Genomic DNA, 11,944 nt, shown 5'->3' on the forward strand with positions numbered 1-11,944 from the left:
TAACTTTCCCTTGCATAAGTGTTCATCTTTTTTTGTTTCGCAAAAACTAATTTACAAAACTTGGATGCTTATGCACTTTTACAAACATACAGCCTCTCGGGAGCTCCCCTCGCGAGGGGAGCAAGCTCTGATTATGCTTTTGTTTCATTAATGCCACTGTCCTGTCTTTGTAAAGTTTTCCCCTTTTGAGGGGAAATGGGTAAATAGTTACCTCGCATTTCTATTGCAGTCAAAATTTACTGACGTACCAATTTGAAAAGCTTCGATTTTCCGGCCCAGTTGCCGCTGGGGAAAACCATGGTTGGATTACTCAATATAAAATCGAATTCCTACCTGAAGCTCATTCTATGGTTTTTAAAATTATGAGTTAGTCGATATCATCTCAGCAATTTCAGGGCGAGTTTTTTCAATCCTGTTCGGATCAAGTTGAAGTCCGAGTGGCTCGTACACCCTGGCAAAATATTCATAAATTCCTTTCACTGCTTCAAAAGGAGCCATAACCGACTGTGCAGCAGTGGCACCTGAATTATTTACTACGGAAGTATCGATTCCTTTGTTTAATAATGCTTTAACTATTTCGGTTCGGCAGAAAAAAGCAGCGGTGTGTAAAGCCGTAGAACCATCGTTATTGGTTACGTTCAGGTCGGCACCGGATTCTATCAATACTTGGGCAATTTCTGTTTTCCCGAATACACAGGCCGTCATTAACGGGCTTGAACCACCGGCAGGTTCTTTTTCATTCAAGTCGGCTCCCGATGCAATTATGGCTTTTACAGCTTCTACATCACCGGCAATTACTGCTGCATGAATACTGTTCCCGCTTTGAGGTGCTGGGCTTGTTTCTGTTGTTTCTGTTTGCTGTTCTTCAGTGTTTGTTGTTTCGGGATAAGCAGTAAAGGCAGCCATTACAATTACTAGCGATAGTATTGCAGTAGCAACGGTTTTTGTGTTAATCTCGCGCTGACGAATGGTTCGCCACGAGTAAATAAGCAGGTTTGAAAGGCCAAAAGTCAATATTGTAACCATCAGAAATTTTACCATGGGCGGAACAGGTAACGCCATTAGCGAGAGTGCAACCACTCCCAATACAATAGTATGAATGATATAAACCGAGTAAGAATTGCGGTTCAGTTCGTCCATTAACACATACCTTTTGTTTAGGCTGTGACGGAAACCATAAAGGAATATATACAGCAAAGTAAATTGCGAAGCCAGGCCAAAAGCATAATATGCAACGCGGTCGGCAAACTGCGAAATAAAATAGTAATTACGTTGCGGATCGATAATATTGAAAAAGGTATTCAATGCAACGGCGGTAAAAATTCCCAGAGTGAATGTCAACACAACATTGGCAATAATATAAAGTCGTTTGTTCTTTTTAGTTGATTCGAACACCTTTAGTTTGTAGCAAAGTGAGCCAAGCAAAAACGACATAAAGTAAACCAGCAAACGCTCGCGTTGAAAATGCAGAATAGCGGAATCGTACCAGCCGTTAAGGCCCAGTTGAGCAATGATTACACTTGATACTACACCAACCACAAACATTACTATGACCGCTGTTTTCAGATTTATTTTTAACAACAGCACTTTGGTTTTTGCCAACGCCAAATAAATCACCTGAAACATAAAAAGGACAGGCAAAAACCACAACCAGTTCTGTGCCGGGTTGTTGGCATAAAAACTCAGGTCGCTACCGGCCCGTTCAAAAAAGTGGAAGTACGAAAACCATTCTTCCTGTGGTAAACCACGTGAATATAAAAAGATGAATTTATAAGCCGGTATCAAAGTAAAAACGGCGATTACCCACGGTATCAAAATACGTTTCACTTTCGATTGAATAAATTCGATTGCTGTTTTCGACTTCAGCGACATCGGAACCAGATAGCCGGAGATAAAGAAGATCGTAAACATTATAAAAAGGTCGAGATACAAACGGATCATTCCGATTGAATTTGCTTTTACAGGATCAACAACGATCCATGAGTTTTGCAAAACATGTTCATAAACCAATCCTGAGTGTAAAACAACAACCAGGAAAATCATCAGAGTTCTTAAATGGTCGAGAAAATAAATTCGTATTTTCATGATTTTTATTTTGCCGGACAACGGAAGCCCGAAGTCCGAAGTTTTTCGTTAGTGTAAAGGTCGGGTGAAGCGCGATGCAAGTCTAATGAACTATGCAGCCAAGAATATGAAGTTTGCTGAAGGCTTAAAACTTATGACGCAAGCCTGTAAATTATGATGCAAAACGTGACGCAAAGCCCTGAAAAGCCTGCTAATGCAATGTATTTAGTAGCACATGAAAGCATCGAGAGAACACGCTGCAGAAAATAGATTATGACCAAAAGAACGATTGAAATAGGCAACAAACAAACAGTTTTTGTATTTTTAGAATCGTAATTATCCGCAGCTGACAACTATGCCAAATCTTAACACCGCAGAAAAAAAATTTCTAGACCAAATTACTCAGCTTGTTGAGGAGAACATATCCAACGAGCAGTTTGGTGTTTCGGAGTTGGCCGATGCGGTTGGAATGAGTCGCTCGAACCTGTTACGAAAAATCAAAAAATTAACCGAATTGTCGGCCAGCCAGTTTATTCGCAATGTGCGTTTAAAATATGCCGCCGAGTTGCTTCAGGAAGGCTCGTACACCGTTTCGGAAATTTCGTATAAGGTTGGTTTTGGCAGCCCCTCGTATTTTATCAAATGCTTCCGCGAATTGTATGGTTACCCTCCGGGCGAAATGGGCAATCGAAAGGAGCTGGAGGAAGAACAAGAAGTGGAACCTGAGCAGGAATTACAGGCACCCGTTCCGAAAAAGAAGTTTCCGTTTTTATTACTCTCTTTTTTGGCAATTGCCGTTATCGCGGTGGTGTTGTACTTTGTATTGCGCCCTGCTTCCGACACTGGTAATAAGGTAAAATCAATTGCCGTGCTACCCTTTTTAAACGACAGCAACGACACCACAAACGTTTATATCATTAACGGACTGATGGAGGCAACGCTGAACAACCTGCAACAAATAAAGGATCTGCGGGTAATTAGCCGAACATCGGTTGAGCAGTATCGCAACAATCCGAAACCAACACCCGAAATTGCACGCGAACTAAATGCCACCTACCTGATTGAAGGCAGCGGGCAGAAAATTGGCAACCAGATTCTGCTGAATATTCAATTGATAGAAGCTAAAACCGACAAACATTTATGGAGTCAGCAATACCGCCGCGATACGGAAGACATTTTTACACTTCAGGCCGATGTGGCAAAAAGTATTGCCGAACAAATTGAAGCAATCGTGACACCTGAAGAAATAAAACGCATTGAAAAGGTACCAACCAATAACCTGGTAGCTTACGACCTGTTTCTGAAAGGATACGATTTGCTTGGTAAACCAACCGAGGCTAACCTGAGAACAGCAATTCCTTATTTCAAACAAGCCATCCAGCACGATGAAGAATTTGCACGTTCTTATGCCGCAATTGCTATTGCCTTCTATCTTTTAGACCAAAATAAAACAGAAAAACAATTTGCCGATTCGATAAATTTTTATGCCGACCAGGCACTTTTTCACGACTCGAAATTGCCACAGAGTTTGACGGCTAAAGCGCTTTTTTATATGGAGCACAGCGAGTACGAACTGGCTCTTCCCTATTTTGAAAAGGCGTTGGAAATCAGCCCTAATTCGGATGTGGTTTTAATTTTTCTGGTTGAATTGTATGTGAACTACCTGCCCAATACCGAGAAATACCTGGAATATGCTTTGAAAGGGCTAGAAATTGATATTGTTGCGGCCTACGATTCTTCGGCGGCGAGTTACAGTTACCTGCACATCAGCAATGCTTTTATTCAATCGGGTTTTGTTGATGAAGCGGAAAAATACATCGATATTTCACTGGAATACCTTCCCGAAAACCTTTACTCGCAATACGTAAAAGCCTATATCGATTATGCGAAGAATGAAGATCTGAACCAGCTAAACCAATCATTGTTGGCTACTTTTGAAAAAGACAAAACCCGTCTCGATATTTTGCAGGAAGTGGCGAAATCATACTATTACCTGCGCGATTTTGAAACAGCGGCGGTTTATTACAAAGCCTTTGTTGAAGCCCGTGAAATGTACAACCTTGAAATCTACCGGTCGGAAAACGGCAAAATAGGCGTTACTTTTGATAAAGTGGGCGAGCAGGAATTGGCAGATAAATATTTGGAGCAATACAAAACATGGGCAGAAAATGATCCTTCCATTTACAGTAATTTTTCGCTGGCATTTTACAATTCCTATAAAGGAAACACCGATAAGGCTATCGACTATTTAAAAGCGTTCACAAAGCAGGATAACTTTCATTACTGGACGGTTCTGTTTACACCAATCGATCCGCTAATGGAGAATTTGCAGAAGCATCCGCAGTATAAAAAGGTATTTCGTGAAATTGAAGATAAATTTAATGCGAATCACAAACGGATAAAAAAATCGCTAAAGGAAAAAGGACTTTTGTAAAAAGAAAGGATCCGATCCGTAAAGTTTAGATTTACCAATCGGATCCTTATCCAACTGCTATAATTTGCTAAAATATTCTACTATACCAGTTGTACATCTTCCACAATCTCCTGGCCTTTTTTAATGGCTTCCAGGTTTAGCGGAATCAATTTATGGTAACGTTCCGGAAGCGATTTTTCCAGTCCTTTTTCCACGTTATCCAACGATAGAATTGGTCGTACTTTCAGGTAACTTCCAAAAACAATCATATTGAATACTTTTGGGTTACCCATCTCTACCGCTGTTTTTGTGGCTTCAACTTTAAAAATGTTGATATCGGTACGCGTTGGTGGATGGATTACACCATTCGGATCGTACAATAAAGTTCCGCCCGGTTTTACTGCCTTTTCAAATTTGTCCATGCTTTGTTGGTTCAGAATAATGGCTGTATCAAATTGCTGTAAAATTGGCGAACTAATGCGGGTATCGCTAACAATTACAGTAACGTTGGCCGTTCCACCGCGCATTTCGGGGCCATACGACGGAAACCAGGTTACTTCCTTGTCTTCCATAATGCCCGAATAAGCAAGAATTTTACCCATCGAGAGAACACCTTGTCCGCCAAATCCGGCAATTATCATTTCTTCTGTCATAATTTCAATGCTTTAATTCGTTAATGCTTCAATGCTGAACTTTTAATTATCCGAATGTTCACCTTTAACACTGTCTTTCAAATCGCCCAACGGATAATACGGAATCATATTCTCTTCCATCCAGTTATTGGCTTCCACCGGACTCATTTTCCAACCCGAGTTACAGGTTGAAACCACCTCTACGAATGAAGTTCCCTTTTTATCCAGCACATTCTGAATGGCTTTTTTCAACGATCGTTTGCACTTGCGGACCGTAGCTGCAGTGTGCACCGCCTGGCGTGTTACATACGATGTTCCGGGCAGCTGAGCGATCAGATTAGTAATCTTCATTGGGTAACCGTTCAAATCAACATTACGTCCGAAAGGAGTGGTAGCGGTAACCATTCCTTCCAGTGTGGTTGGTGCCATTTGTCCGCCGGTCATTCCGTAAATTCCATTATTAATAAAGATCACAAGAATATTCTCTCCGCGGTTACAGGCATGCATTATTTCACCTGCACCTATCGATGCAAGGTCGCCATCGCCCTGGTAGGTAAAAACAAAATTATCAGGATTTACGCGAACAATACCGGTTGCCACTGCCGGTGCACGACCGTGCGCTGCTTCCTGCCAATCGATATCAATATAATTGTAGGCAAAAACGGCACATCCTACAGGTGCAACACCAACGGTTTTTTCCTGAAGGCCCATTTCCTCTATCAATTCTGCCAATATTTTATGAACTACACCATGAGAACATCCCGGGCAGTAGTGCATAACATCGTCGTTCAGAACTTCCGACTTTTGGTAAACCAGATTTTCCGGCTTTATAATTTCTTTAATGTCCATAATTTCCTCCGGTTTAGTAACTACGTTTAACTCCATAACTTAACTCCCACGAAAACTTTTCTTCCAGCGCCTCAACCACCTCGTCGGGTGTTGGAATAATTCCTCCCATTCGTCCGAAATGGTTCACACGGGCATTGCTTCCGGCCTCGTAAACCGACAATTTAATGTCTTCCACCATTTGTCCGGCACTCATTTCAACCGAAAGGAATCCTTTAGCTTTGCGCGCCAGTTCCTGTATTGCTTTTTTCGGGAACGGGAACAAGGTAATCGGACGAAGCAAACCAACTTTCAATCCTTTTGCGCGGGCAATTTCCACTGCCTTTTGGCACACACGCGCCGATGTTCCGAATGCTACAATTACAAATTCTGCATCGTCGCACTGAATGGCTTCGTAACGCACTTCCTCTTCTTCCATTTTCTGATACTTCTTCTGGAAACGCAGGTTGTTTTCTTCCATTTTATCGGAATCCATCTCCAGCGAAGTAACAATATTCTTTTTGCGGTTGGCAGTTTTTCCGGTAGTAGCCCAGTCGCTGCTCATTTCCACAATCTGTTCTTTTGTCCAGCGTGGTTTTTGGTCGGCCAGTTCTACTTTTTCCATCATTTGTCCAATGGCTCCATCGGCCAAAATCATTGCCGGATTGCGGTATTTAAAAGCCAGCTCGAAACCAAGATCCACAAAGTCGTTCATTTCCTGAACCGATGCCGGTGCCAACACAATCATTTTATAATCGCCGTGACCACCACCTTTTACACTCTGAAAATAATCGGCCTGCGATGGCTGAATAGTTCCCAGTCCGGGGCCGCCACGTTGCACATTCACTATTAAACAAGGTAGTTCGGCTCCGGCAATGTATGAAATCCCTTCGGCCATAAGGCTAATACCCGGGCTCGACGATGATGTCATTACCTTTTTACCGGTTGCCGCAGCACCGTAAACCATGTTTATCGAAGCAACTTCACTTTCGGCTTGTAGTACCGTCATTCCTGTTTCGTTCCAGGGCTGGCGTGCCATTAGTGTTTCCATCACTTCCGACTGAGGTGTTATGGGATAGCCAAAATAACCGTCGCATCCGCAGCGGATGGCAGCCTCGGCCAACACCTCGTTTCCTTTCATTAATCTTAATTCTCCCATATCTAATTTTTTAATTGTCGATTGTTGATTGATTAATCCTTCATCCTTTTAATTAATCCTTTTCTAACTGGCTTTTACACGATAAATCGTTATGCACGTATCCGGGCAAACAACACCACAATTGGCGCATCCAATACAAGCATCGGGATTTTCCATGTACGAATAATGATACCCTTTGCTGTTTACCTCTTTGTGTAATGCCAATACATCGTGCGGACAAGCTTCCACACACAGACTGCAGCCTTTGCAGCCTTCCTTATCAACAACAACTGCTCCTTTTACTTTTGCCATTTTTATAAAGATTTTCTAACAAAATTAACAATCTGAACAACTTAAAAAACCTATAAAAATCAGCTTATCAGACTTTTATAGACGACGGTTTGAGTTCTTAATTTTTAATGGTTTTTTTCTTTCAGATTCGAATTTTATCACCGTAAATTATTTTGAGTTTCTACTCGATTTACAAAACTATTTTATACAACATAAAATGTGTGCAACAATAGTTGCTTTATGAACATGCATTTTGAACAGCATTTATACTTTATACCGGCTCAGGAAGTTATAAACTTTCAAGCATAAAAAAATCCGGGCAAAACCCGGACTTTTCTGATATGGTTACATTTGATTGTAAATTCTGTTATTCAAAATCACCTACATCAACATTTATTGCTTTGGTGATTTTTCCAATATTTTGCGGATCAATTATTCCACTGATACTGATCAGTGCATTGTCGTCTCCTCCTACCACAAGAATAAGATCTGATATTTTACCGTTACCGGCATCGCGTGCCAGGAAGCGAACAATTTCGTCGTCCTCAGTTACTTCCATTAACACTTCAAAATCGTTGTTTTTGAAAAAACCATCAGATTCCAATTCCTTGTAGAAGTCGAGTTTTTCATTTAAGGCGTCATCTTCCACCGACAAAATGCGAATTCCGTTTAACCCTGATAATAAATCCTGCGTGTCTTTATCGCCGGTTTCAATCTGGGCGGCAAATCCCAGTAATTTACCGGAAATATTTACGGTGGTCATTCCCTTTTGATTGGCATATTTCTCGAATAACTTGTCAACCGGGCTTTTTTGTGCAAGCACTGCCATGGGCAATACAACTGCTAAAATCAATAATAACTTCTTCATGATATTCGTTTTTTTATTGTTTATACTTTTCTGTTTCCACCCGAAACTTGCAGAATGCGCGCCAGCTGCATCGTTTCAGAATGTTTTTATCACTATTTCAAGTTGAAGCTGTTGGCTGGTTACAGGCTGTCGATATCCTGCAACGGGCTGCTTGCTTCTGCTGCTTCAATTTTTTCAATTCCTTCGTAAAACTCTACAACCGGATCGGTGGCTTTTTTTACAGGTTCACTACCTTTCCTTAACTTTTCGAACTCTGACAGGTGCGCCACTCCCTGGTTATATTTACTGCCCACAAACTGTAGCGTTTTGGCTGCGTAAGCATAAGCTTCTTCCGGATCGCTGAACGTATCGTCGAAAGGTTTTTGCTGCTCCTGGAAGAACAGGAAACCACCCAAAACAATGATTACTGACGCGGCAATTCCGGTTACAGCTTTCCACATGGTTCGGTACTTTGTTTTATCGCGGTGCTCGTTTTCCAGAATGTAATCCATCACATCGTCTTCGATGGTCGGATCATCGGCTTTTTCCGCCAACTCTGCTATACCGCCGAAAAACTCAGTGTACTCAGCCAACTCATCAGCTACCTCGCCCGACTGGAAATAAGCATTCAGTTGTTGCTCTTCAGCCTCGGTGGTTTCGCCATCAAAGTAGCGTTGCAGTAATCGTAGTATTTCTTGTGTTTCCATCATTTCTATTCATTTTTAAATATTCATCGCGCACTTTTTTTCGTGCTCTCGAAAGGTTTACCCTTATCGCATTTCGTTGAAGTCCGGTAGCCTCTTCAATCTCGTCGTACGAGAGTTGTTCAATGTCTCGCATGTGCATTATATTCTGCTGCAATTCGGGCAGTTGCCCAATCAGCATTTTAATCTGCCTGGCCGACTCACCTAGCTCAACTTTTGAATGAACGTCTATCGTTTTCGCCTTTAATCTTCGGTCGGTGTCTTCATCAATCGGAACGGTTCGGTTTGCTCTAATTACATCGAGGCAACGGTTCCGTGTCATTCGCATGGCAAAGGCCTCAATGTTTTCTACTTCGTCGAGCGTTTCCTTTCGTTGCCATAATTTCAGGAACACATCCTGAACCACATCGCGTGCCTCGTCTTCGTCGTGTAAAAAGTGCGTTGCAAAGCGAAGCAACTTATTACTGACCGGCAGTACACTTGTTTTAAAATCCCTGGCAACCATGTGCTCCTTTGTTTTTGTTTTTGCTTGTTTTCAAAGTTAAGACGCGGGGATAATAAAAGCATTACATCGTGTAGTTATTTTTTTTGAAAGATCACCCCCACCTGAAAATATATTGGAATACAGAAGCGATTCTGCCTTGCCCCCCTTTTGAGGAGAGCTCCCGTCGGCTGACGGGTGAGGGGTAAATAAAACGAGGTACTCTACCCTTTTGTCTATCGACATTTTCCCTTCAAAAGGGAAAACAGCTTCAATGATGGTTGCAGAAGGAATTGAATCCATTGATCGTCAAAACAAAAAAGGCCGCCACTGGCGACCTTTCTGTCTATCTAATCATTGAACTTATCAATACTTACATCAATCCTCTGCCTTTCAACAGTGGCTCAATTCCCGGTTCTTTTCCGCGGAACTGCAGGTACAGTTTCATCGGATCGTCTGATCCACCTTTCGACAATACATTTTCGCGGAATGAAGCTGCTGTTTCCTGGTCGAACAAACCGTTTTCTTTAAACGTCTGGAAAGCATCTTTATCCAATACCTCGGCCCACAAATACGCATAGTAACCTGAAGAATAACCTCCTGAGAAAATATGCGAGAAGTAAGTACTGCGGTAACGTGGTGCAATTTGCGGAATCAATCCGTATTTGTCCATCGATGCTTTTTCAAAAGCTGCAACATCCATGTTCGGATCCACTTCATTTAAAGTATGGAAATCCATATCCAATAACCCGGCAGCCAAAAATTCAATAGTTGCAAATCCCTGGTTGAAATGAGATGCATTGTTGATTTTCTTCACCAACTCCTCAGGAATTACTTCGCCCGTTTTGTAGTGTTTGGCGTACAAAGCCAGCATTTCAGGTTCGAAAGCCCAGTTTTCCATAATTTGCGATGGCAGCTCCACAAAGTCGCGTGAAACCGAAGTTCCCGACAATGTATGTGTTTCGCATTTCGAAAGCAAACCGTGCAAGCCATGACCAAACTCGTGGAACATTGTAGTTACCTGGTCCAGGCTTAACAATGAAGGCATATCCTCAGTTGACGCCGGGAAGTTACAAACGTTTGTAATTACCGGAATAACGTTTTCGCCATCCACCATTTCCTGTTTGCGGAACGAGCTCATCCACGCACCACCGCGTTTGCTCGAGCGGGCGAAATAATCGGTGTAAAAAATACCGATTGTACTTCCATCGGCTTCTTTCACCTCAAAAACTTTTCCGTCTTTATGGTATTTTGGTAAATCAGTTCTTTCAGTAAAAGTGATTCCCCAAAGTTTATTGGCCAAAGTAAAAATTCCCTGTTGTACGTTGTCAACCTCAAAATAAGGTTTAACATCTTCTTCGCTCAAAGCATATTTTGCCTGGCGAACTTTCTCGGCATAGTACCACCAGTCCCAGCCTTCAATTTTAATATTTGCGCCTTCTTTGTCGGCAATTGCCTGCATATCCGCCACCTCTTGTTTGGCTACCGGAAGTGCTTTTTCCCAAACCTGAGTTAAAATATCGTACACATTTTCAGGATTTTTTGCCATGTTTTCAGCCAGAATATATTCGGCGTGGTTGTTATACCCAAAAAGCTTTGCACGTTCGCTGCGCAATTCCACAATACGGGCTACAATTTTATTGTTGTCGTATTCGTTGCCATTATCACCTTTCAAAATGTAACCTTTGTACAACTTCTCACGCAATTCGCGGTTTGGCGAATAAGTAAGGAACGGATACAAACTCGGGCGGCTAATGGTGAAAATCCATTTTCCTTCCTGCCCTTCTTCTTTTGCAGTGGCAGCAGCAGCCGAAACAGAAGATGCCGGCAGACCTTCCAGATCAGCCTCATCTTCAATAACCAGTTTAAAAGCATTGTTATCTTTTAAAACGTGCTCGCCAAATTGTACCGAAAGCGTTGCCAATTCGCCGTTGATTTCGCGCATACGCGCTTTTTGATCGGCCGGAAGTTCAGCACCACCGCGTACAAACGACTTGTATTTTTTCTCCAGAAAACGAGCTTCCTCAGTCGTCAGGTCAAGGTTTTCACGTTGCTCGTAAACGGCTTTCACGCGTTTAAACAAACCTTCATTCAGGTTAATGTCGTCGTAGTGGGCTGATAGTTGTGGCTCAATTTCTTTTTCAATGGCCTGAATACTATCGTTGGTATGTGCACTGCTTAAATTGCTGAACACATTACTTACGCGATTTAAAAATCTTCCCGACTTGTCGAGCGCAACCATTGTATTTTCAAAAGTCGGCGCTTCCGGATTGTTTACAATTGCATCAATTTCTTCTTTGTGCAAACGCATTCCCTCTGCAAAAGCAGGGCGAAAATGTTCGTCTTCAATCTGATCAAACGGCGGAACACCAAATGGTGTGTTCCATTCCTTAAAAAACGGATTCTCCATGTTACTTGTACTTTCCTTTTGCTGTGTTTGGCACGATGTGACCACCAAACCCAGGATAAAAACAAAAAATAGCAGTCTTTTCATTTTCTAATTATTTGTAATTGTTTCGTAATAAGTTGCGCAAGATAATACTTTTCGC

General features: G+C 42.0%; 10 protein-coding genes. 1 reads left to right on the forward strand and 9 read right to left on the reverse strand.

Annotation, left to right across the window (positions count from 1 at the left end; all coding sequences use genetic code 11):
• Positions 1-360: 360 nt before the first annotated feature.
• Positions 361-2,085, reverse strand: a complete 1,725-nt coding sequence (locus BMW53_RS20655) for an acyltransferase family protein (protein WP_081804880.1) — start codon at positions 2,083-2,085, stop codon at positions 361-363.
• Positions 2,086-2,419: 334 nt separating this feature from the next.
• Between BMW53_RS20655 and BMW53_RS12940 the strand changes: the two genes are divergently transcribed.
• Positions 2,420-4,498, forward strand: coding sequence for a helix-turn-helix domain-containing protein (locus BMW53_RS12940; RefSeq protein WP_038560831.1), 2,079 nt, complete (start codon positions 2,420-2,422; stop codon positions 4,496-4,498).
• An 80-nt stretch (positions 4,499-4,578) separates the two neighbouring features.
• Here BMW53_RS12940 and BMW53_RS12945 read toward each other — a convergent pair whose 3' ends face one another.
• The 8 genes from BMW53_RS12945 to BMW53_RS12985 all read right to left on the reverse strand — a co-directional run bounded on the left by BMW53_RS12945 (position 4,579) and on the right by BMW53_RS12985 (position 11,889).
• Positions 4,579-5,130: a 2-oxoacid:ferredoxin oxidoreductase subunit gamma family protein gene (locus BMW53_RS12945; RefSeq protein WP_038560829.1), complete on the reverse strand. Its 552-nt coding sequence runs from the start codon at positions 5,128-5,130 to the stop codon at positions 4,579-4,581.
• Positions 5,131-5,172: 42 nt separating this feature from the next.
• Positions 5,173-5,994 carry a thiamine pyrophosphate-dependent enzyme gene (locus BMW53_RS12950; protein ID WP_245749044.1) on the reverse strand — a complete coding sequence of 274 codons (822 nt, stop codon included), beginning with the start codon at positions 5,992-5,994 and terminating at the stop codon, positions 5,173-5,175.
• Positions 5,972-7,093 (reverse strand): 3-methyl-2-oxobutanoate dehydrogenase subunit VorB, encoded by a 1,122-nt coding sequence (locus BMW53_RS12955; RefSeq protein ID WP_051567941.1) that lies wholly within the window; start codon positions 7,091-7,093, stop codon positions 5,972-5,974. The genes BMW53_RS12950 and BMW53_RS12955 overlap by 23 nt, the downstream gene beginning before the upstream one ends.
• A gap of 63 nt (positions 7,094-7,156) precedes the next feature.
• Positions 7,157-7,384, reverse strand: a complete 228-nt coding sequence (locus BMW53_RS12960) for a 4Fe-4S dicluster domain-containing protein (RefSeq protein WP_038560826.1) — start codon at positions 7,382-7,384, stop codon at positions 7,157-7,159.
• A 346-nt stretch (positions 7,385-7,730) separates the two neighbouring features.
• Positions 7,731-8,231, reverse strand: a complete 501-nt coding sequence (locus BMW53_RS12965; protein WP_074780742.1) for a DUF4252 domain-containing protein — start codon at positions 8,229-8,231, stop codon at positions 7,731-7,733.
• Between the two features lie 119 nt (positions 8,232-8,350).
• Positions 8,351-8,920 carry a PG0215 family putative anti-sigma factor gene (locus BMW53_RS12970; protein ID WP_139178150.1) on the reverse strand — a complete coding sequence of 190 codons (570 nt, stop codon included), beginning with the start codon at positions 8,918-8,920 and terminating at the stop codon, positions 8,351-8,353.
• A complete protein-coding gene (locus tag BMW53_RS12975; protein ID WP_038560818.1) occupies positions 8,874-9,419 on the reverse strand; it encodes a GFO_1088 family ECF-type sigma factor in 546 nt (181 codons plus the stop codon). Before BMW53_RS12975 ends, BMW53_RS12970 begins: the two co-directional genes overlap by 47 nt.
• A gap of 349 nt (positions 9,420-9,768) precedes the next feature.
• Positions 9,769-11,889, reverse strand: a complete 2,121-nt coding sequence (locus tag BMW53_RS12985; protein WP_074780747.1) for a M3 family metallopeptidase — start codon at positions 11,887-11,889, stop codon at positions 9,769-9,771.
• Positions 11,890-11,944: the final 55 nt, after the last annotated feature.

It is taken from the genome of Draconibacterium orientale (assembly GCF_900111425.1).
Taxonomy (GTDB): domain Bacteria; phylum Bacteroidota; class Bacteroidia; order Bacteroidales; family Prolixibacteraceae; genus Draconibacterium; species Draconibacterium orientale.

Bases quoted from the DNA above. Each gene is read 5' to 3' on its own strand.
- BMW53_RS12985 (WP_074780747.1), bottom strand. From the start codon at position 11,889: ATGAAAAGACTGCTATTTTTTGTTTTTATCCTGGGTTTGGTGGTCACA.
- BMW53_RS12950 (WP_245749044.1), bottom strand. From the start codon at position 5,994: ATGGAGTTAAACGTAGTTACTAAACCGGAGGAAATTATGGACATTAAA.
- BMW53_RS12975 (WP_038560818.1), bottom strand. From the start codon at position 9,419: ATGGTTGCCAGGGATTTTAAAACAAGTGTACTGCCGGTCAGTAATAAG.
- BMW53_RS12945 (WP_038560829.1), bottom strand. From the start codon at position 5,130: ATGACAGAAGAAATGATAATTGCCGGATTTGGCGGACAAGGTGTTCTC.
- BMW53_RS12960 (WP_038560826.1), bottom strand. From the start codon at position 7,384: ATGGCAAAAGTAAAAGGAGCAGTTGTTGTTGATAAGGAAGGCTGCAAA.
- BMW53_RS12970 (WP_139178150.1), bottom strand. From the start codon at position 8,920: ATGATGGAAACACAAGAAATACTACGATTACTGCAACGCTACTTTGAT.
- BMW53_RS12955 (WP_051567941.1), bottom strand. From the start codon at position 7,093: ATGGGAGAATTAAGATTAATGAAAGGAAACGAGGTGTTGGCCGAGGCT.
- BMW53_RS12940 (WP_038560831.1), top strand. From the start codon at position 2,420: ATGCCAAATCTTAACACCGCAGAAAAAAAATTTCTAGACCAAATTACT.
- BMW53_RS20655 (WP_081804880.1), bottom strand. From the start codon at position 2,085: ATGAAAATACGAATTTATTTTCTCGACCATTTAAGAACTCTGATGATT.
- BMW53_RS12965 (WP_074780742.1), bottom strand. From the start codon at position 8,231: ATGAAGAAGTTATTATTGATTTTAGCAGTTGTATTGCCCATGGCAGTG.